The following is a 19,759-nucleotide window of genomic DNA, read 5'->3' on the forward strand; positions in this document are numbered from 1 at the left end:
TCGTCGGGGTCTACGGCTACGTGGCGGTGCTGGTGGTGCCGGTCGCGTTCTTCATCGAGTGCGGTTACGACATCACGCGCGGGCTGGTCGCCGCGAAGCGGGTGGTCGGCTTCCTGTCCCTGGTGCCCGACTCCGCCGTGCGGCAGGCCAGTGCGGACCCGCCCGCCGCTCCGTCCGCGCTGCGCGACCAGGACTCGGGTGTCGAGGTGGCGCCGGGCGCGCTCACCGCGCTGGTCAGCGCCCGGCCCGCCGAGTCGGCCGAAGTGGTGGACCGGCTCGGCGGGTTCCGGGCCGGGTCCGTGACCTGGGGGTCGGTCCGGCTCGACGACGTCGCGGCGGCGCAGGTCCGCGACCGCATCCTGATCGCCGACAACGAGGCGGACCTGTTCGCCGGGCCGCTGCGCGACATGGTCTCCGGCCACCGCCACCGCGCCGACGAGGCGATCGCCCGGGCCGTACACGCCGCCGCCGCGCAGGACATCGTCGCCGGGCTGCCCGACGGGCTCGGCACCGCCATGGACGCCCAGGCCCGCAACCTCTCCGGCGGCCAGCGCCAGCGCATCCGCCTGGTGCGGGCGTTGCTGGCCGAACCCGAGGTGCTGATGGCGGTCGAGCCGACCTCCGCGCTCGACGCGCACACCGAGGCGGCCGTCGCGGCCCGGCTCCGCGCGGCACGCACCGGCCGGACCACCGTGGTCACCGGCACCTCGCCGGTCCTCCTCGACCAGGCCGACACCGTGCACTACCTGGTCGACGGCAAGGTCGCCGCCTCCGGCAGCCACCGCGACCTGCTCCGCCGCGAAGCCGGCTACCGCTCACTGGTCGACCGCAGCTCGGCCGAGGCCGAGACCGAGGCCGACGACCCGCAGATCCCCGCGCCACGTGAGGCGGCCGCGGAGGCGGGTGGTGCGGGTGTTACGGACACGGCGAGCACCGACGCGACTGACGCGGCTGACGGTGCGGACGCGACGGACCAGGACGCGGGCAGTACGAAGACCGCCCGCACAACCACGGCCGGGACGAATGCGGCCGGCACCGGCCGAGCCGACGTGGAACCACCCGACGAAGGCCCACCCGCCAGCGGCACCCGGCCCCGCACACACGGCGACGCCGACAACGGCCCACCCCACGCGGACGGGTGCGACATCGGCGGGGCGGCCGGGGGCCGCTCCTGCGGCGGTGCCGACGAGCGGTTCGGGGAGGTGGTCTGATGGCCGGGCACCTGCCGATCGCGGAACCGTCCGCCGTGGGGCGGGCGGCCGGGCGGCTGATCCGATCCGACGGCCGGGCGTTCGCCGCCGTGCTCGCCCTCAACGCGATGGCCGCCGCGGCCGGACTCGTCGGGCCGTGGCTGGTCGGCCGGATCGTGGACGAGGTGCAGAAGGGCGGCGAGGTGAGCGCCGTGAACCGGCTGGCGCTCGTCATCCTGCTGTTCGCGGGAGCGCAGTTCCTGCTCGCGCGCTATGCCCGCTACCTCGGTCACCGTTTCGGCGAGCGCACCCTCGCCCGTGTCCGCGAGCAGTTCGTCGACCGCGCGCTGACGTTGCCGGCCTCGGTGGTGGAACGCGCCGGCAGCGGCGACCTGACCGCACGCGGCACCACCGACGTGGCCATGGTCGGCACCACACTCCGCGACGCGGCACCCGAGGTGCTGATCGCCCTGGTCCAGGCGCTGTTCATCCTCGGCGCGGTCTTCGTGCTCGATCCGCTGCTCGGCTGCTGCGGCCTGCTCGGCCTGGTCGGGATCTGGTTCGCACTGCGCTGGTACCTGCGCCGGGCGCGCGCCGCCTACCTCGCGGAGGGTGCGGCCAACTCGGCGGTCACCGAGATCCTCGCCGCCACGGTCACGGGCGCGCGGACCGTCGAGGCGTTCGGGCTGGAGGAGATGCGGGTCGCGGCGAGCCGCGACGCGATCGAGGTCTCCCGCCGGGCCCGGACCCGTACGCTCAACCTCCGCACGGTGTTCTTCCCCGCGGTGGACATCTCGTACGTCATCCCCGTGGTCGCGGTGCTGATGATCGGCGGTCTGCTGCACGCGCACGGCGTGATGAGCCTGGGCGCGGTGATCAGCGCGGCGCTGTATCTGCGGCAGCTGTCCGAGCCGCTGGACGCGATCTTGATGTGGGTCGAGCAGTTGCAGAGCAGCAGCGCGTCGTTCGCCCGGGTCGAGGGGCTGGGCAACGCCGCGCGGGTCGCGCCGCAGACGGCCCGCTCCCCCGTCGACGACCGGATCGACGTCGTCGGCGCCCGTTACTCCTACGCCGGCGGGGCCGAGGTGGTGCGGGGCGTCGACCTGACCGTACGTCCCGGCGAACGGCTCGCGCTCGTCGGCCCCTCGGGCGCCGGCAAGACCACGTTGAGCCGGCTGCTGGCGGGGATCGACGCCCCGGACGCGGGCTCGGTGACCGTGGGCCGGGTCCCGGTCGCCGCCCTGGACCCGGAGCAACTGCGCCGCCATGTCGTGCTGGTCACCCAGGAGCACCACGTGTTCCTCGGCACGGTCCGGGACAACCTGCTGATCGCCGCGCCCGCCGCGCGGGACGACGAACTTCTCGCGGCGCTGGCGGCCGTGGGGGCGGACTGGGTCGAAGAGCTGCCGGACGGCCTGGACACCGCCGTGGGCGACGGGGGGCACCGGACGGACGGCTCGCAGGCCCAGCAACTCGCCCTGGCGCGTGTCGTGTTGGCCGATCCGCACACGCTGATCCTCGACGAGGCGACCGCGCTGCTCGACCCGACCACCGCCCGCCACACCGAGCGCGCGCTGGCGAGCGTGCTGCGCGGCCGTACCGTGATCGCCATCGCGCACCGTCTGCACACCGCCCACGACGCGGACCGGGTGGCCGTGATGGAGGGCGGCCGGCTCACCGAACTCGGCACCCACGACGAACTCGTCGCGGCCCGGGGCGCCTACGCCGCGCTCTGGTCGTCCTGGCACGGCGGCCAGGAGTAGCCCGTACGACCGCCCCCACCACGGGCCGCGCCGCCGCGCACACCGCCGAAGGCCGCGAACACATCGCCGGGCCGCGGAATCGACGGGATACCGACCTCCGGAATACCGGACGCCGGTTACGCGGTTGCACCTGTGGTGTGACCGGGGGAACCGGTCGCACGGACACCGTCCCAGCGGCGTGCACCGGGTCAGGCCGGGGCATCCGCGGAAGGAGCATTTCATCGTGAGCACGCAGACCCGGCCCGCCAAGGCGTCCGGAACGTTCTCCCTGTCCGGGGAACTGCCGGTCACCCGCCTGGGGTTCGGCTCGATGCAGTTGACCGGGCCCGGGGTGTGGGGTGACCCGAAGGACCCCGACGAGGCGGTGCGAGTGCTGCGGCGGGCCGTCGAGTCGGGCGTCGACTTCATCGACACCGCCGACTCGTACGGGCCGGTGGTGGCCGAGCAGCTGATCCGCAAGGCGCTGCATCCGTACCCCGCGGACCTGGTGATCGCCACGAAGGCGGGGCTGACCCGGTCCGGACCGAACGACTGGCGGCCGGTCGGGCGGCCGGAGTACCTGCGGCAGCAGGCCGAGATGAGCCTGCGGCACCTGGGCCTGGACCGGATCCCGCTCTTCCAGTTGCACCGGATCGACCCGAAGGTGCCGCTGGAGGAGCAGGTGGGCGAGCTGAAGCTGCTCCAGGAGGAGGGCAAGATCGCGCACATCGGGCTCTCCGAGGTCGATGTGGACCAGCTGGAGGCGGCCCGGGCGGTCGCCGAGATCGCGTCGGTGCAGAACCTGTACAACCTGGCCAACCGGTCCGCGGAGAAGCTGCTCGACCACGCCGAGGCGCAGGGCATCGCCTTCATCCCGTGGTTCCCGCTGGCCACCGGCGAGCTGGCCAAGCCCGGCGGGCCGCTCGCCGAACTGGCCGAGCGGCACGGCGCGAGCCCCTCCCAGCTCGCCCTCGCCTGGCTGCTGCGCCGCTCCCCCGTGATGCTGCCGATCCCGGGCACGTCCTCGGTGGCGCACCTGGACGACAACATCGCGGCGGCCGAACTGGCGCTTACCGACGCGGAGTTCGCGGAGCTGACCGACGCGGTCGGCTGATCCCGGGCGAACCGTCGTGTGGCCCGTTGGCCCGGTCGGCCTGCGTGATCCGCGTGGCCCGTGTGGCCTGCGCGATGCCGTGTGACCCGTATCCGGCGAAGGCCGGGGACCAGGAGCTTCCTGGTCCCGGCCTTCGCCGTGGGTACGGGGCCGGCCGTTCGTGCCGCGGCAGCCGTCGGCCGACGCGCCGCCGTACGAGGCCGCCGACGGGACGTCGTACGGACCCGGCGGACGCCCCGCCGTACGAAGGCAACCGACTTGCTGGCATGCGCAGTTGGGGCCCGGCCGCCATCCTGGGGGGCAAGTCGGCGGCCGGGCGCGGACCGGCACCGCGGGGGGTGCGCCGCCGGTCGTGGGGTCCGCCGGCTCGGCTGACGTGTCACCGATCGGACCCTCCCTTGCGAGTCCCCTGCAAGGGCTGACCTCCGCCTGCCCCGCCGCCACGCCCTCATGCGTGCCATCCGGAAAACTTTCTCGCCGATCCCCCGGGCCAGGCCGCGCCGCAGACCGCGCCGCGCGCCGCGCCGCGGACGCCGCCATGTGGTCGCCCACCGCGCTTGGTCGCCCACCTCCGCACGGGGGTTGACGGTGTCGCGAGGCGATGCGAAGAATGGCCCGCACCTGACAACGTTGTCGCATAGCGCGCCGGCGTCCCATGTCGAGGATGGAGTCACCGTGCAGCACCACACCTCCCCCATGAGCCGGCGCCGGTTCACCCAACTGGCCGGGATCACCGCGGCGTTGGCGGCCGGCTCGGCGACGGTGGCGGCCGCGTCGCCGGCGCGCGCGGCGACCGGGGACGCGAAGCCGGCGGCCGGCGGGATCGAACCGTCGAGCAGCCCGCCGGACGCGATCGCGGCCACCTACCACCAGGTGTTGCTGCGGCACACCCGCTGGACCGAGACGCAGTGGGACGAGGCGGCCGGCCACTACACGGCCACCGACTTCGGGTTCGCCGTCGTGCTGGGCCACGCCCTGCTGCTGACCCGCGGCGGCTACGACGCCACCGTCACCGGCATCGACGAGGACACCCTGCGCTCGCGCACCCTCGCCACGATCGCCCACTTCGCCGGCTCCAACCGCCTTACCGGCGGCGCAGAATGGGGCAAGACGCTCTTCTTCGACACCACCTTCCAGCTGTACTTCGTGCTCGCCGCGCGCCTGCTGTGGGACCAGCTGGACGCCGCGACGCAGGCGGACGTGGATGCGATCGTGCGCCAACAGGCCGCGTACACCACGTCGTTGGGCACGGGCAACGACCCGCTGTCCGGGGACTGGACGCCCGACGGGCTGCTCGGCAACCACGTCGGCGACACCAAGCTGGAGGAGATGGGCGTCTACGCGCAGTCCCTGGCGCCCGCCCTGGCGTGGGCGTCGGACGACGCGAGCTACCCCGACTGGGCGTCGTGGTACGGCAAGTGGAGCCGCAACGAGACCGGCCTGCCCGCCGCCGACCTCGCCAACCCGACGGTCGTGGACGGCGTCGCGATCAGCGACAACACCGCGCAGAACCTCTACGACACCTTCATCGTCGAGAACCACGGCTCGTTCGGGCCGCACTACCAGTGCGAGTTGTGGCGCACCTCGGGCCGCAACACCGCCCACTTCCTGACCGCCGGCCGGCCCCTGCCCGAGGTCCTCGCCGCCCAGCCCAACGCCGACCGGCTGTGGACGTCCCTGCTCACCGTGATGAGCGACGCCGGCGAGCCGCTGATGCCGATGGTCAACGACCGCGAGCACCTGTACGGGCGGGACGTGATCCCCGTCGCGTTCCTCGCCCAGGTGCTGGGCGACCGGGCCGCCGCACGCGCCGAGACCGCGCTCGCCGAGCGGCTGACGGCGTATCAGGCGTACGCCCCGGCGGACCGGATCACCAAGTTCTCCGGGGAGCCGAAGTACGAGCCCGAGGCGCGCGCCGAAGTCGCCATCAGCTACCTGCTGCACGAGTGGCGGGCCGCGCAGCGCGAGAGCGTCACCGCGCTCACCGCCGAGGAACTGTTCCGCCTGGCCTCCGGCGTCACCGACTTCGGCACCGGCCCGGGCCTGGTCGCCCACCAGACGCCGAACGCCTGGGCGGCCTCCGTCACCAAGCCGGGCTTCGTGAAGTTCTGCTGGCAGCCCGCGCACGACGACTGGCTGTTCTCGCTCAGCGGCAGCACGCCGATGTTCCTGCCGACCACGGCGGGCAAGGTCACCGGCCGCAACGTCGCCACGTACACCGAACTGCGGGACGGCCTCGACGGGTCCGCGGTGCTGCTCGCCCTGGACAGCGGGTACGCGGGCTTCAGCACGCTGCCCGGCGGCGAGGTCGTCTACGCCACCGCGGGTACCGGCACCGGCGAGGGCCACATCGAGGTCTTCAACCTGACCATGCCCGGCGTCGCGGGCCTGGACGGCAGCCGTACGTACACCACCGCCGACGGTTCGGTCACCGTCCCCTCGGTCGACAGCGGCAAGGCCGGGCACCCGACGTCCGGACCGCGCACCGACAACCTGACGTTCACCGCGGGTAGTTATCGCTACCTGCGGATGCAGGGCCGGCGCGGCAACCCCCAATACGGCTACTCCGTCTACGCGTTCGAGGTCCGCGACGGTGCTTCGGGTGCCGATCTGGCACAGGGCGGCACCGCCACCGCGTCCTCGGCGGACAGCGGCAAGGGCGCGGCACTGGCCGTGGACGGCGATCCGGCCACCCGCTGGGCGGTATCGGTCGCCGACCGCGCCCGCGGCGACAGCTGGCTGGAGGTCGACCTCGGCACGGCGGCCACGGTGGACCGCGTCACGCTGAGCTGGGAGGCCGCGGCCGGGCAGGCGTACACCGTGCAGGGCTCGGTGGACGGCTCGGCCTGGACGGACCTGGTCGCCTACCCGCCCGCGGACCTGACCGGCCGGGGCGACTGGATCAGCGTCGACGGCCGGGCCGGGTTCGTGGTCCGCGGCGCGGCCAACCCGCTGTCGGTGTACGGCGACACGCTGATCCTCTCGGACGGCCCGGCCGAGCCGCTGCTCGTCGAGGGCGTGCCGGACGGCAGCCCGGCGGCGGTGCGGGCCGCGGCCGCGCGCCCGGCGCCGAGCACCGACCACGACGCGGTGCGCGCCTCCACGGCCGGCGGCCACCTGAGCCTGTTCAACCTCTCGGGCTCCGCGGTGACCGCGCAGGTGGCGCTGGCGCAGGACACCCGCGCGGTCACCTTGTACGCGGGCAGCCAGACGGTGACGGCGCACGGCACCTCCTTCCGAGCCGAACTTGGTGCGGCTGGAGCCCAGTTGGCGCCCGCGAGGGCCGTGCTGCGGGCCGCCTCGGGGCATCTCCCGGCGGGGCTGACCGCCGAGGTGCGCGACGCCGCGACCGTGGTGCTGCGCGGGCCTTCCTGCCGGGTGGAGGTCGCCGCTCCCGGTGGCCGTACGGTCCGGGTCACGCTCCGCTCGGGGCGCGCCCGCACGGTCGCTCTGCCCGGGGCCGCGCCGTATCCGCTGGACGACCTCGCGCTCGGCCGCGTCACCTTCCCGACGTCGCCGCTGCCCCCGGGCATGTCCTCCCCGGCCGCCGCGGTGGACGGCGACCCGCACACCTCGTGGACGCCGGGGGCGGGCGGGCGCATGGTCGTCGACCTCGGCGCGGTCGTCCCGCTCGGCACGGTCACGGCTCGCTGGACCGGTGGGCGCGTGCCCGCGGCGCGGGTCGAGACCAGCGGGGACGGGCTGACCTACCAGCAGGCCGGTACGCTGCCCGCCCGCGCGACCTCGTCCCTGCGGCTGAAGGGCTCCGCGCGCTACGTCGCGCTCGCGGTGCCGGACGGTGCTCCGCACGGTTCCCCGAACGGCGCCGCCCGCCTGGTGTCCCTTTCGGTGACCGGCGCGAAGTAGGTCGCCTGCGTTTGGCGGCGGGGACGAGGCGTGCCGTGCTCACGGCGCCTGGTCCCCGCTGCCGCCTGCCCCGGGCGCGGCGTGCTCGTCCAGCGTGGTGCGGAGGAAGGTCAGGGAGTCCGCCGGCGTGAGGGCGGTGTCGCGGAGCAGGTCGTAGGCGAGGCGTAGGGGTTCGACGTCTTCGGGTTCTTCGACGAGGTGGCCGCTCCAACTGCTTTGGGTGTAGGCGACGGTGTGGCCGTCCTGGAAGAAGATGAGTTCCAGGCAGCTGCGGATGTGGTGGGGTCCGGTGCCGAACGGGACGACGTGCAGGGAGACATCCGGTTGCTGGGCGGTCTCGATGAGGTGTTCCAGTTGGGCGGTCCAGGTGTGGGGGTCGCGGGCTTTGCGCCGTAGTACGGCCTCGTCGATCAACGCGCGGTAATGGACGGGGTTCGGGCCGGTCAGACGGTCCTGCCGCTTCAGCCGTGCGGCGACCTGGGCGCCCAACTCCTTGACCCGGTGCGGGCGGACGGTACTCAGTTGCTCCTCGGCGTAGGCGCGGGTCTGGAGGAGGTAGGGGATGGCGCTGACCGCGTACTCCTGGACGCTCACCGCGTCCGCCTCCAACGGGGCAAGTCCGAGGAACGGGCGGTCCTTCGCCTCGCGTTTGGCCAGGTGCCACAGCTTCACCAGGAGGTCGCCGGTGCCGTACACCTTGTCCAGCGCGGCAGCCGCCTCCACGGTGCCCAGGCGCTGCCCCCGCTCCAGCCGGTGCAGATACGACTGCTCGTACATGCACAGCCCCGCGAGTTCCATCAACGTCAGCCCCGCCTGCTGCCGCCGACAGGCCAACTCGCTGGCGTACAACTCCCGCGCCGATAACCACTCCCAGTCGATGACCACCTTCCGGGTGCCCCTGCTCCCGCCGACTTCGCTGTCACTGCTGGCCATCACGGATTCCTTCGCTGAGGTGTCGGCATTGGTGGTGGGTGTACGTGCCTCGGCACGCGGCCGGCTCTATGCGTCGGGTACCGGCGGGTGGTGGGCCGCCCAGTCGTCGCGGGCGGCGATGAGCGCGGGGCGGACCTTGTAGTCCAATCGGCGGGCCTGCTCCCGCAGTTGGGCGGCGAGCCCGGCCAGATCCTCGGGTCCGAGGTCGGTGAGCCAGCTCTGGTCGGACAGACGGATGTTGACCACGGGAATGCGCGGCTCGTCCCTGGGCGCGTAGGGGTTGCAGTCGATGCTGCCGTGCAGGATCTCCTCGTCCCGCACCAACGGCTCCCCGCCGCCGGGCGCGTAGACCGAGACGGTCCGCCCCGCGAACTCCACGTAGTGGTTGACGTCGGCCAGCCGCTCACCCAACTCCCCCGGCGCCACGCCTTGTTCGCTCGGGTCGTCAGTCGCCCACGGGGGCAGATAGCCACTGCGGCTCTGACCGTCGGTTGTGGTGATCGCCCAGCGCCGCACGGGTCCGGGAGCCGATAAGCCGGCGGGCAGGAGGGTGTGTGCGTGCGGGGACGGGACAGCGGGACTCATCGCGCGGGCTTCCTTGTCGTGATGGGGGAGGTGGGAACGTGCCGGGTGCGGAAGCGAGTTGCCGCCATACGGGCCGGGCGGGCGCTCACCGAAGGTCCACCCGTCTGGGCGCAGGGGGCGCCGGCAGCAGGCGCACAAGGTGCTGTACGACCTCCACCGGCAGTGGCGGCGTGTGCACGAACTCAGCGCCATCAAGGTCGGTGAGCGGCATCACGCGCCGGAGCACCTGCTCGTCCGTGCCGAGGTCGCGCAGAAGTCGCCGCAGGTCCATGGCGACGTGCTGAACGTCGGTCAGGCCTGCTTTCAACGTGTTGGGCATCGGCATAACGGCTCCATGCGGTGTACGCGGCGCCGTCGTCCTGATGGGAGTGTGACGGCAGCGCTCGTAACAACCACGCTACGCAGCGTGCCCATCGCGTCACAGGGACGGACATCACCAGTCCAGGGCCGGTTCAGCCGCAAGGTAGGACAGCACGCCCTACCTCATAACGTCGGGTCGACGCCGATCCGGGACGCGAGCCCGCGCAACGGGGAGTTCCGGCGCCGCTCGGCCTCCAGCATGTCCCGCACCGTGGCGGCCGCGGCGGTCTGGTACCTGATCCACTCCGGTTGCTGCCGCTCGACCTCCAACAGCGTCGCCAGCGACCCGTCGCAGTCGCCGGCCTGGTGCTGCGCCTGCGCCACGTCCACGCGGTGGCTCGCGGCGTGCACCGGCCGGGAGATCGCACCGAGATCCACGCGCTGGGCCAACGTCAACGCGTCGCCCGGTCGCGGGCTCGCACCGGCGAGCGCCACGTTCACCGCCTGCGTCTGCACGTCCGTCACACTGAACGCGCTGCCGTACGCCCGTGTCGGCCCGGACCGCACCGCCGCCGCCTCGGCCACCCGCAGCATCTCGGCCGCGTCGTCATGCTGGTCCCGGCGGGCCGCCGGAGTCGCCGCCGCGATCAGCAGATTCCCGTACACCGCGAGATGCCGCGGGCTCGCGTGGCGAAACCCCGGCTCGATCTCGTCCGCCTTCCGCTCGGCCACGGCCTGCGCCTGCTCCCACCGCCCTTGCCGGAGCAGCACCCACGACAGCGTGGACACGCCCATACCGGACATCAGCGGGTCGGACGCGCGCTCGGCCGCGACGAGTTGCCGCTCAACCGCCTGGAACGCCCAGTCCGGGTGACCTGACTGCGTGGCCAGCGACGCGGCGAGCTGGTAGGCCAGCGCGAGCCGCGCCCACACTCGCTCGGCGCCGGGCCCGGTGGCGTCCCGGGTGACCGCCCGACCGTCCCGCAACAGCAGCGGCAGCACCCCGGACAACTCCGAGTAGCCGCCCTGCCAGTAGAGCGCGGTCGCGCTGCCGACCGCGGCCATCCACGCCTCGGCGTCCGGTGCGTCGTCGGCGAGATCGTCAGCGAGGCCGGGCAAGGACCCGATGTCCTGGATGGCGTCGCGCAGGTCGAGCAGACCGCCGTCGTCCGGGCTGGTGCTGGTCACGGTGGGCTGGCCGAGCAGCCGCTCCAGCTCGACGTCCAGTGCGCGGGCCAGCGCACGCAGCGTGGCCAGGCTCGCCGTGCTCCGTACGCCCTGCTCCAGTTTGCGAATCGTGTCCACCGAGCAGCCCGCCCGCACCGCGAGCTGTTCCTGCGTCACATCGCGGAAGTCCCGCAACGCTCGGATGCGGTCGCCGATGGTCGTGTCATGTGCCATGTGAACCCCCGCCAGAGGATGCTGATCCCACGGTACGCCCGGCCCCCCACGAACGACCGTTCGCCGGCTGCCGACGACGAGTTCTTCACCCGCCTCTGGATGTCGCTGTGCCGGAGCATGGGAGCAACCCGTGCCCTCTGTCGCTGCCTCGCCCGGCGGCCTTGACGGCGTCGTCGCCGGCGCGGGGGCGCCCGGGGCCAGGATCTCGGCGGAACCACGCCCCGGGACTGGTCCACAACGTCGGCCACCTTGCTGGCTCGCCGCCTGTGCCACCCCTCACCCGCAGGCTTCGGGTGGCGCGTCGATCGTGGTCGTCTCGACGATCTCCGGGTGGAAGCCCGGACCGCAGGCGCAGTATGGGGGCGAGCAAGGCGGCGCGGCTCGACATCGCGTCGTCCTCGGCACGCGAACTGGGGCCGTACGGAACCCGCGTGCGCCATCGGCCAGGGGTCCATGCTGATCCCCGGAAAAGGATTGGGACCGCATGCGAGAGGCGTACGCGCACCAGGACGAAGGTCACCCCCGCGACTTCACCGCCACCGCATGAGCGGCCAGCGCCTCGACGACGCACTGCCGTACTTCCGCGCCGCCGCGGAAGCCGCCGGGCTGCCCACCGCGGGGGCGAGCCCCGTTCGCCTCGCCGAGAACGACCTGTGGCGCACCGCCACCGGCGTGGTCGTACGGATCGCCCGCCCCGGCCAGGACACCGCAGCCGCCCGCGAAGTCGCCGTCGCACGCTGGCTGGCCGACCAGGAGATACCCGCCGTCCGCCCGCTGCCCATCGACCAGCCCCGCGACGCCGCGGGCCGCCCCGCCACCTACTGGCACGAACTCCCCCGCCACCGCGCCGGCACCGCCGTCGACCTCGCGCCGCTCCTGCGCCGCCTCCACGACCTCCCGCTGCCCGACGGCATCGCGCTCGGCACCGCCGACCCGTTCGTCCGGCTCGCGGAGAGGATCGACGCCGCTCGCAGCCTCACCGACGCCGACCGGAAGTTCCTCCACGACCGCCACGCCCAACTCCGCGACGCCTGGGACCGCCTGCCGCCCGGCCGACCGCTGTGCGTCGTCCACGGTGACGCCTGGGGCGGCAACTGCGCGGTCACCGACGACGGCCGGCGCATCCTGCTCGACTTCGAACGCACCTCGCTCGGCCGCCCCGAGTGGGACCTCACCTCCAGCGCGATCGGCGTCGACACCACCGGCGCCCTCACCCCGGCCGAATACCGCGACTTCTGCGCCGCCTACGGCCAGGACGTCCGCGCATGGCCCGGCTACCCGACCCTCCGCGGCATCCGCGAACTCCGCATGGTCACCTACGCCTTCCAGATAGCCGACCGGAACCCCGCCGCGCTCCCCCAGGCCCAGCACCGGCTCGGCTGCCTCCGCGGCCACCACGGCCCCCGCCCCTGGCACTGGACCGCGGCCGCCTGACCCGCCGTTTCTGTGGCGGCCGGCGCGTGCCTTGACGCGTGCAGGGATACTGCTGTGGTGCTGCTGACATGGATCGCCGAGGTGGCGGAAGAGCCCTCGTCCAAGGAACCGATCGACCGTCAGGTGGAGCGGGAGACCAATACCTGGTGGCTGGGGGCGAACGCGGAGGACAGGAAGTCCTTGTCCGTCGCCGAGGTGGCGGCTGCTTTCGAGTCGACTGCGGAGGCGCTGTGAGGACGGGTTCGCCGCATGGGGGTTTCAGGGCCGGCGACGTTCTACGTGTGGCACGACAAGATGGCCGGACAGCTGCGGTGTTCGACCGGATCGGTGCTTCCGGATGAGTTGCCGTTCGGCGGCGCCTATGTTCCCTCCGAGGATCTCGGACCGGTCATCGAGGAATTCCTTTCCGACGGCAGCCCGGGGGTTGTCTCGCTGTCAGACCTGGACACGGCGCGGGGATCTTCGGCGCGGACCGGGACGGGCCCCGAGGCCGGGCCCTTGCGTGTCTGGGTCAGCAGCATCGGAGCAACCTCAGGACGAGTGCGGCGCGGGCGATCCGGGTGATGGCCGCAGGTTCGAGGCTGCCCGGAGCAGGGCCTTGAAGGTGACCTTCAGCAGTGCGTTGGCACGATCGGCGAGGGCGTGGACGCCGCGCATCACGGCGTTGAACGCCTTGTCGGGCTCGGCAAGTTCGCCGCGCTTGGGCCTCTTGACCGGGTGGGGGAAGCCATCTGCGGCGTTCTCGTAGCCGAGGTCGGTCAGGGTGGTGTCCGCGTACTTATCGGAGTGCTCCAGCGCGTACGGAGTTGTGTGCACCACTGACTGGTCTCGGCGAAGCCGCTCTCATGGACCGTTCCACTGGCCGTAGTCTCGTGTCGTGGCCGACGAGCATGGGGCGACTGACGCCTTCAAGAACCGTTGCACGAATGCGGCGCGGACGTTGGAGTCCTGCATCAGCTACTTCATCGAGCGCGTCTCGTTGGACGAGTCCAACGAGGACCGCAAGGACAACACACTGGACGTATGGCTGCGCGAGGGGCCGCGGAAGCCCGATGTGGTGGTCTCGCTGTCCAATCTCTACTCGGTTCGCCCGTGGGAACCCGGACTGGGTGGCTCCTTCATCGATGGGATCTCCCTCATCCATCTGCCGGAGCTGCCGTTGCCCTGGCCCACCGAGGCGGTCGGCCGACTCGATCGCTCCGAGGGCCTGCCGGAACTGGTCTGGCTGAGGATCGCGGGACCGATCGAAGTCGATGCTGTGGCCGCGATCGTGACCGTTTACCAGGCACAGAGCGATGATGCGGCCTCTGTGCTCCAGTGACAGCCTGAAGCCGTTCGACGGCTCAGGCGACGTCGGTTTTCCGTTCGATGGCGGCCAGGCGGTTCTTGAGTCGGTAGCTGTTGCCGTTGATCGAGACGACCTCGCAGTGGTGTAGGAGGCGGTCGAGGATCGCAGTGGCCAGGACCTCGTCGCCGAAGACCTGGCCCCATTCATCTGGGGCTGGTACTTGGTCCCTCGCGGGAGTTGCCGCTGCCACCTGGCCGTTTCCTCCTCCTGCGGTCCTCGTTGGATCTCGTGGTGGTGCTCAGGTTTTCCAGGTGCTGCCTTGAGAGTTCAGGCGCGAGGAAGGTGTGCCGCTGGCCGAGGCGAGGTTGCAGGTCATCGCGGGCGGTGGTGTTCCGAAGGGGCCGCTGGTCACGGACCCTTGGCTCTTCCAGGCGGCGTGCGTGGACGCGTTCGTCGCCTCCTGGCGGGCCCGCGGGTTCAGCCCGGTGACCGTCGAGAACGACATCGGCCTGCTGGAGCGGACGCTCGCCGCGCTGGGGCGGCCGGCGTGGGATGTGACGCCCGAGGACATCGACCGCGTCGTCGGCGATCTCGCAGTCAAGGGCAGGGCGACGTCGACGCGCCGCGAGTATGTGCAGATCTTCAAGGGGTTCCACCGGTTCCTCCAAGCACGTAAGGCCGCAGAGATCGAGGCCGCGTTCGGGGTCCGACTGGTCTGCCCGGTCGATGAGTTCAACGCGTCGCGGCATGTCGGTGACGACTCCCCGGCCCTGCTGCCGCCACCGACCCCGGAGCGGGTGAACGAGTTCTTCGACTTCATGAAGCAGCGGATCGCGACCGCGAGGAAGAACGGCCCGGCCGCCCGTGACTACGCACTGTTCCGGACGCTGTATCACGCCGGGCTCCGCTCGGAGGAGGCATCGCTGCTTGAGACGCCGGACCTCCACTTCACCCGCGGCCCGTTCGGCAAACTCCACGTCCACTTCGGCAAGGGCGCCCACACCTCCGGGCCCCGGCCGCGCTGGGTGCCGATGCTCGATGGCCTGGACCTGGTGCTGCGATGGTTCCTGGAGGACGTGCGAGGCAAGTTCCCCGACTCGCCGGTGCTGTTCGCGGACGAGTCCGGTGGCCCACTGCACCGCGGGACGATCCGCAACCGGCTGCGCTATCTCATGGGCCTCGAAGGTCGGCCGCCGGCCGTGCGGTTCAGCCCGCATGCCCTGCGGCGGGCCTGCGCGACTCACAACTACGAGCGCGGCGTCGACCTGGTGGCCATCCAGCAGATGCTCGGTCACTGGACGGTCAGCTCGACCATGCGTTATGTCCGGCCCTCCGCGACGTTCATCGAGGACGCCTATCAGCGGGCGGTCGCTGGCACTCTGGCCGAGCTGACCGGGAAGGACACCACGGCATGAAGATCCGATGGCGGCTGCGGATGGCCGCGGCCCAGCGTGAGGTCTGGACCGGGACCGAGCTGCGGCGGCTGCTGGCCGACAAGGCCGGCCTGGAACTGTCCTCGGCGTCGGTGTCCGCGCTGTTCACCAAGGAGCCCTCGCAGGTGAAGATGTCGACGCTCGCCGCGTTGTGCACCGCGCTGGAGTGCACCCCGAACGACCTCATCGAAGTCGACACCACCCCGATCGAACGGCCAGTGACCCCGCCTCGCCTGGCAGCATCCCAGCCCAAGGCCGCGGCATCTGCCCGGGGCCGGTCGATGCCCCCCTGTGACCTGCGGACTTCACTATGGGCAAGAAGCAACGGGACTGCGTCACCTGCGGTGCCCCAGTCGGCTATCTTGACCGCCAGCACTGCTGCCTGTGCTGGCGGTCGCTGAAGGAACAGGCCGCGAAGCAGACCTGCCCGGCCTGCGGCAAGACCGGGTCCTGCAAGCGGACACCGGCCGGTGCGTCATCTGCTCACGCGTCTGCGAACAGTGCGGCCACCCGGTCCGCGTCGCCGGCAACCGTCTGTGCCGGGCCTGCCACCGCAGAGAGGATGCCCAAGCCGCGAAGACGCCCTGCCCGCGCTGCAGCAAGCCCGGATTCCTGCGCGAGGCGACCGGCTGGTGCGGATCGTGCCCCAGGCCGCGGCAGCAGAAACAGCCTCCCCGGGCCTGCCGCGAGTCCGGCGAACTACGTCGGCATGCCGGGCTGGGACTGTGCTCACCGTGCTGGCAACGACACCCCGGACGGCCGTTCATCCGCGGCGAGAACCTGCGCGACCGCCTCGCCGACCCACCGCGATGGCTGGACGAGTTCGTCGCCCATGTTGCTGCCCGCCACTGCGTCGCCCGAGCCTGCAGCTTCATCACCGAGCTGGGCCGACTTCTGCAAGACGGCCACTCCAACTCGCCCCAGGCCCTGCTGGAGAGGTCCCGCCGGCCCGGGCGGTCCATGGGCACCTTCGCCCGCACCGTGGAGGACTTCTTCACGGCCCACGGCTTGGCGCTGCCCACCGACCAGGCCGAGCGGCTCGCCGCCGGACGGCGCAAGCGCCGCGTCGACGCCGTCCCCGAACTCCTCCGCCCGGCTGTCGCCGCCTTCGACACCTCCCGGATGCGGGCCCACGACCGGGCCCGTCGAGCCGGCACCCGCCCCCGCAGCAACCTCACCCTGGAGGCCGCCCTCGCCACCATGCGCGACCTGGCAGTCTTCCTCGTAGATCAGCGCGGCAAGAGCGACTGGGCTCTGGTCGACGTCCATGACGTCGAGGCCTTCCTGGCCACCCTGCCAAACGGGCGCAAGCGCCGACTGACCGCGCTGCGGCAGTTCTTCGGCTTCGCCCGCGCGCAGCACCTGGTCCTCGTCGATCCAACCCGCGGACTGACCGCGAAGGAGAGCAACGGATACCGAGGCCGGACCCTCACCCTCGACCAGCAGCGTGACCTGTTCCGCCGGTGGACACGCGACGACGAAGTCCATCCCCACGAAGCCCTGCTCGGCATGCTCGCCCTCCTCCACGGCGCCTCCAGCGCGGAGGTCCGCATACTGCAGGTCAGCGACATCGACGCGACCGCGCGAGCAGTCCGGCTCGGAAAACGGCCGTACCCAGTCCCGCTCGACCCCGCCTCCTGGGCAGTGCTGCAACGATGCCTCGCCCACCGGGCCGGCTGGCCGACGCAGAACCCCCACGTCATGGTCACCAAGGGAACGAAGGTCAGTCGGGCGGCTGCTTCAACGGCCTACCTTTCCCACGTCCTTGACGCCTGCGGCTATCCGCCCCGGATGATCCGCGGCACCCGGCTCGTCGAGCTCGTCAACACCCTGGACCCCAAGCTCGTCGCCGCGGCCTTCGGCATGGACCCCCAGGCCAGCCTCATCTACCTTGCTGATCACATCGATCCCGGTCGCCTGCCCGGCGAGCACCAGCAGAGGAACTGACATGCGGCACCTCACCCCCGCCTTCGCCCTCGGAGCCCTCCGGCGCGGGAAGCAGATCGAACAGTTCCTCGGCGCCATCGAAATCGACGGCCGGCCCGGGCTCCGCTGGATCGCTCTCGGCCCCGGCCCGACGGGCGTCACCATCTACCTGAGCGAGGTCGAGGACGTCGGCGCCGACACCTTCCTCGACATCACCCAGTTCCCGCCCCTGGACCCCGACGACGAGACTTGGGGCCGCGAGATCGCCGTCCTGCCCACCCCCGAGGAAGCCCTGCAGTTGGCCGAGCGCGAACTCGCCGCCGACCCCGAGCGCTGGGTCAACCAAGGCATCGTCTGCGACGAGTACCAAGACTTCCGGACCGCACGCAGATCGAACCCGTGAAGTTTCGGCGGCACCTCGCACGGGTTCGCCGGAACATGTGCGCTTTGCTGAAGGTCTTGTTGGAGGTCAGGATGATGGAGCCCTTCTCGTAGCGCTTGGAGATGACCTGGAAGACCAGGTTGGCTTCCGCGCGTTCGAGGGGCTGATAGCCGACCTCATCGACGACCAGGACGCTGGGCCGCAGGTAGGTGCCGAGCTTGCTGATCAGCCGGCCTTGCTCCTCGGCGGCTTTGAGGTGGCGGACCATGTCGTCGAGGCTCGTGAAGTAGATCGAATGGCCGGCCCGGCAGGCGGCGACCGCGAGCGCGACCGCGATGTGGGTCTTGCCGACTCCGGGCGGCCCGAGCAGGGCGACGTTGGCCTTGTCCTCAAGGAAGGACAAGGTGGCCAGGTCCTTGATCTTGCGCGGGTCGAGGTCGGGCTGGAAGGAGAAGTCGTAGTCGTCCAGCGTCTTGTGGTGCGGCAGCTTCGACAGCCGCAGGTTCTGGCGGAAACGGCGGTCGTCGCGGACGGTGAGTTCTTCGGACAGCACCAGGTCGAGCAGGTCGAGGTAGCCCGTCTTGGCCTCGTCCGCCCGCTGGACGTACTGGTTGAGCGCCTCGGCCAGGTGCGGCAGGCCCAGCTTGGAGGCGGCGGTGCGGATTCGGGTACTGGTCAGCTCGCTCAACGGGCTTCCTTCTTCGGCGCAGTGGAATTGAAGGGGCGGGTGCCGGTCAGCTCGTCATAGACCGACAGCGGTCGGCGGCCGACCTCGATACTTGCCGCGGCGGCCCGGTTCAGCAGGGCCTGCAGCGGCCCGGTCTCCGGCCCGAGGGACTGGCTGCAGCGGGGTGACGGCGGAGCATCGCTTGTGGTGACGCGCCGACCGGCTCCGGTGGGCAGGCCGTCCCAGTGCCTCTCGTCCACGATGCGGGCCCCGCGGCCGACCGCCCGCGCATGGGCGGCCAGCAGCGTCTGGCCACTCCTGTCGGGAACGGTAGAGTGCAGGCTGACCTGGGACTTCGTGGCCCGGATCTCCACCAGTTGACGCGGACGGACCTTCCGGGCCGGCACCGAGTAGAGGTTCGCGTCGAACGCGACCAGGCAGTCCTTGCCGACGTGCCGCAGATGCCGCTGGTGACCGCGTAGGGGGCCTTCGGCAGCGGTCGCAGGGCCGCATGGTCGCGTGCGGCCCGGTGCCCGATGACCTCGCCGTGAGTGCCGTGGACCTTCGCTCGCCGCAACGGGACCCAGGCCGTGAAGGCGGCGTTCAACTCCTCGATCGAAGAGAAGGCCCGCCCGGCCAGGACGTGGTCGCGGACGATGCCGACCTGCCGCTCGACCCGGCCCTTGCCCTGAGGGCGGTAGGCGGCCAGCACATCGAGGTCGAAGTCGTAGTGCCCGGCGAAGGCGACCGCCTCCGGATGCAGCGGAACAGCCTCGCCCGGAGCAACGTGCCGGCGCACGACCGTCTTCGTCCGGTCGTAGACGATGCTCATCGGCACCCCGCCGAAATGCGCGAACGCGGCCCGATGGCAGTCGAAGAACGTCGCCAGATCCTGGCCGGTGGTGAAGCAGCAGAACGGGTCGCGCGAGTACGACAGCGTCATGTGGAAGGAGTAGACCTTCGGGACACCCACATGGGCGAGGATCTTGCCCTCATCGCCCCAGTCGACCTGAGCCCGAGCACCCGGCACCACCTCGAACCGCCGGTGCAGACCCGCCAGATCACCCGGGCTGATCCCCAGCTCCTCCGCAATCCGCGGCCGAGCCTCCTGCAGATAGAACTTCACCCGCTGGTAGTTGATGCCGACCCCGTACTCCTGAACCAGGCGCTCGTGGATCACGCTGCCCTTGAGCAGGACCTCCGACCTAAGCATCGCATCGATCAGCGGCGCGACCTCATCCACCACCCGCCGCGGCCGGTGAACACCCGGCTCCCTCTTCGGCGGCGCGGCCGGAGCACAGTCCTTGAGGTACTTCCCGACCGTCCGGCGGTTGAGGCCGGTCTCCTTCGCGATCTCCCGCAGGCTTATCGCACCGGACTCGTACAGCGGACGAAACCGCCGCAACTCCAACCAACGACGCGGATCCAAAACCACCGTCAGCCGCCTCCCTGCTGCCCCGAACCGACAGCAGCAGACTCACGGCCCCACCCCCACCC

18 protein-coding genes and 3 pseudogenes are annotated in these 19,759 nt (G+C 71.7%); 11 read left to right on the top strand and 10 right to left on the bottom strand.

Going from position 1 to position 19,759, the window contains the following annotated elements:
• From AC13HU_RS09200 to AC13HU_RS09215, 4 genes are all read left to right on the top strand, one after another.
• On the top strand, positions 1-1,211 hold a 1,211-nt coding region (locus AC13HU_RS09200), incomplete at its 5' end, for an ATP-binding cassette domain-containing protein (RefSeq protein WP_483041284.1).
• Entirely contained in the window at positions 1,211-2,953 is a 1,743-nt protein-coding gene (locus tag AC13HU_RS09205) for an ABC transporter ATP-binding protein (protein WP_483041285.1), read from the top strand. The genes AC13HU_RS09200 and AC13HU_RS09205, both read left to right, overlap by 1 nt.
• 223 nt (positions 2,954-3,176) lie before the next feature.
• Positions 3,177-4,046 (top strand): aldo/keto reductase, encoded by an 870-nt coding sequence (locus AC13HU_RS09210; protein WP_483041286.1) that lies wholly within the window; start codon positions 3,177-3,179, stop codon positions 4,044-4,046.
• A 696-nt stretch (positions 4,047-4,742) separates the two neighbouring features.
• Positions 4,743-7,913, top strand: a complete 3,171-nt coding sequence (locus AC13HU_RS09215) for a discoidin domain-containing protein (protein WP_483041287.1) — start codon at positions 4,743-4,745, stop codon at positions 7,911-7,913.
• A gap of 39 nt (positions 7,914-7,952) precedes the next feature.
• On the opposite strand, the gene AC13HU_RS09220 is transcribed toward AC13HU_RS09215, so the two are convergent.
• The 4 genes from AC13HU_RS09220 to AC13HU_RS09235 form a co-directional block, all read right to left on the bottom strand.
• Positions 7,953-8,846, bottom strand: coding sequence for a helix-turn-helix domain-containing protein (locus AC13HU_RS09220; protein ID WP_483041288.1), 894 nt, complete (start codon positions 8,844-8,846; stop codon positions 7,953-7,955).
• 66 nt (positions 8,847-8,912) lie between these two features.
• On the bottom strand, positions 8,913-9,362 hold the full coding sequence (locus tag AC13HU_RS09225) for a DUF6907 domain-containing protein (protein ID WP_483041289.1): 450 nt from the start codon (positions 9,360-9,362) through the stop codon (positions 8,913-8,915).
• Between the two features lie 154 nt (positions 9,363-9,516).
• On the bottom strand, positions 9,517-9,756 hold the full coding sequence (locus tag AC13HU_RS09230) for a hypothetical protein (RefSeq protein ID WP_483041290.1): 240 nt from the start codon (positions 9,754-9,756) through the stop codon (positions 9,517-9,519).
• 158 nt (positions 9,757-9,914) lie between these two features.
• Positions 9,915-11,132: a helix-turn-helix domain-containing protein gene (locus AC13HU_RS09235; protein WP_483041291.1), complete on the bottom strand. Its 1,218-nt coding sequence runs from the start codon at positions 11,130-11,132 to the stop codon at positions 9,915-9,917.
• A 543-nt stretch (positions 11,133-11,675) separates the two neighbouring features.
• Here AC13HU_RS09235 and AC13HU_RS09240 point away from each other — a divergent pair.
• Together AC13HU_RS09240 and AC13HU_RS09245 are read left to right on the top strand one after the other, a co-directional pair.
• Positions 11,676-12,566, top strand: coding sequence for a phosphotransferase family protein (locus tag AC13HU_RS09240; RefSeq protein WP_483041292.1), 891 nt, complete (start codon positions 11,676-11,678; stop codon positions 12,564-12,566).
• Positions 12,567-12,620: 54 nt separating this feature from the next.
• On the top strand, positions 12,621-12,800 hold the full coding sequence (locus tag AC13HU_RS09245) for a hypothetical protein (protein WP_483041293.1): 180 nt from the start codon (positions 12,621-12,623) through the stop codon (positions 12,798-12,800).
• Between the two features lie 277 nt (positions 12,801-13,077).
• Here the strand turns inward: AC13HU_RS09245 and AC13HU_RS09250 are convergent.
• Positions 13,078-13,385 (bottom strand): annotated as a pseudogene (locus AC13HU_RS09250) (transposase family protein).
• 58 nt (positions 13,386-13,443) lie between these two features.
• Here AC13HU_RS09250 and AC13HU_RS09255 point away from each other — a divergent pair.
• Complete coding sequence (locus AC13HU_RS09255) at positions 13,444-13,887, top strand: hypothetical protein (protein ID WP_483041294.1); 444 nt, start codon at positions 13,444-13,446, stop codon at positions 13,885-13,887.
• Between the two features lie 22 nt (positions 13,888-13,909).
• Here the strand turns inward: AC13HU_RS09255 and AC13HU_RS09260 are convergent.
• Positions 13,910-14,059 (bottom strand): annotated as a pseudogene (locus tag AC13HU_RS09260) (ATP-binding protein); the annotation flags it as partial.
• A gap of 139 nt (positions 14,060-14,198) precedes the next feature.
• Here AC13HU_RS09260 and AC13HU_RS09265 point away from each other — a divergent pair.
• On the top strand, positions 14,199-15,269 hold the full coding sequence (locus AC13HU_RS09265; protein WP_483041295.1) for a tyrosine-type recombinase/integrase: 1,071 nt from the start codon (positions 14,199-14,201) through the stop codon (positions 15,267-15,269).
• Complete coding sequence (locus AC13HU_RS09270; RefSeq protein WP_483041296.1) at positions 15,266-15,688, top strand: helix-turn-helix domain-containing protein; 423 nt, start codon at positions 15,266-15,268, stop codon at positions 15,686-15,688. Before AC13HU_RS09265 ends, AC13HU_RS09270 begins: the two co-directional genes overlap by 4 nt.
• A gap of 328 nt (positions 15,689-16,016) precedes the next feature.
• Here the strand turns inward: AC13HU_RS09270 and AC13HU_RS09275 are convergent, their stop codons facing one another.
• On the bottom strand, positions 16,017-16,187 hold the full coding sequence (locus AC13HU_RS09275; protein ID WP_483041297.1) for a hypothetical protein: 171 nt from the start codon (positions 16,185-16,187) through the stop codon (positions 16,017-16,019).
• A gap of 60 nt (positions 16,188-16,247) precedes the next feature.
• Between AC13HU_RS09275 and AC13HU_RS09280 the strand changes: the two genes are divergently transcribed.
• Both AC13HU_RS09280 and AC13HU_RS09285 read left to right on the top strand, forming a co-directional pair.
• A complete protein-coding gene (locus AC13HU_RS09280) occupies positions 16,248-17,234 on the top strand; it encodes a tyrosine-type recombinase/integrase (RefSeq protein WP_483041298.1) in 987 nt (328 codons plus the stop codon).
• 1 nt (position 17,235) lies between these two features.
• Positions 17,236-17,616, top strand: a complete 381-nt coding sequence (locus AC13HU_RS09285; RefSeq protein ID WP_483041299.1) for a hypothetical protein — start codon at positions 17,236-17,238, stop codon at positions 17,614-17,616.
• Here AC13HU_RS09285 and istB read toward each other — a convergent pair.
• From istB to istA, 3 genes and pseudogenes are all read right to left on the bottom strand, one after another.
• Positions 17,552-18,283 carry an IS21-like element helper ATPase IstB gene (gene istB / locus AC13HU_RS09290; protein ID WP_483041300.1) on the bottom strand — a complete coding sequence of 244 codons (732 nt, stop codon included), beginning with the start codon at positions 18,281-18,283 and terminating at the stop codon, positions 17,552-17,554. The two genes, AC13HU_RS09285 and istB, sit on opposite strands and share 65 nt — an antisense overlap.
• On the bottom strand, positions 18,280-18,849 hold the full coding sequence (locus tag AC13HU_RS09295; protein ID WP_483041301.1) for a Mu transposase domain-containing protein: 570 nt from the start codon (positions 18,847-18,849) through the stop codon (positions 18,280-18,282). Before AC13HU_RS09295 ends, istB begins: the two co-directional genes overlap by 4 nt.
• A pseudogene (gene istA / locus AC13HU_RS09300) lies at positions 18,810-19,697 on the bottom strand (IS21 family transposase); the annotation flags it as partial. The gene AC13HU_RS09295 and the pseudogene istA, both read right to left, overlap by 40 nt.
• Positions 19,698-19,759: the final 62 nt, after the last annotated feature.

The organism is Streptomyces sp. NH27 (genome assembly GCF_056859195.1).

Bases quoted from the DNA above. Each gene is read 5' to 3' on its own strand.
- AC13HU_RS09205 (WP_483041285.1), top strand. From the start codon at position 1,211: ATGGCCGGGCACCTGCCGATCGCGGAACCGTCCGCCGTGGGGCGGGCG.
- AC13HU_RS09215 (WP_483041287.1), top strand. From the start codon at position 4,743: ATGAGCCGGCGCCGGTTCACCCAACTGGCCGGGATCACCGCGGCGTTG.
- AC13HU_RS09220 (WP_483041288.1), bottom strand. From the start codon at position 8,846: ATGGCCAGCAGTGACAGCGAAGTCGGCGGGAGCAGGGGCACCCGGAAG.
- AC13HU_RS09230 (WP_483041290.1), bottom strand. From the start codon at position 9,756: ATGCCGATGCCCAACACGTTGAAAGCAGGCCTGACCGACGTTCAGCAC.
- AC13HU_RS09235 (WP_483041291.1), bottom strand. From the start codon at position 11,132: ATGGCACATGACACGACCATCGGCGACCGCATCCGAGCGTTGCGGGAC.
- AC13HU_RS09240 (WP_483041292.1), top strand. From the start codon at position 11,676: ATGAGCGGCCAGCGCCTCGACGACGCACTGCCGTACTTCCGCGCCGCC.
- AC13HU_RS09270 (WP_483041296.1), top strand. From the start codon at position 15,266: ATGAAGATCCGATGGCGGCTGCGGATGGCCGCGGCCCAGCGTGAGGTC.
- AC13HU_RS09280 (WP_483041298.1), top strand. From the start codon at position 16,248: ATGGGCACCTTCGCCCGCACCGTGGAGGACTTCTTCACGGCCCACGGC.
- AC13HU_RS09285 (WP_483041299.1), top strand. From the start codon at position 17,236: ATGCGGCACCTCACCCCCGCCTTCGCCCTCGGAGCCCTCCGGCGCGGG.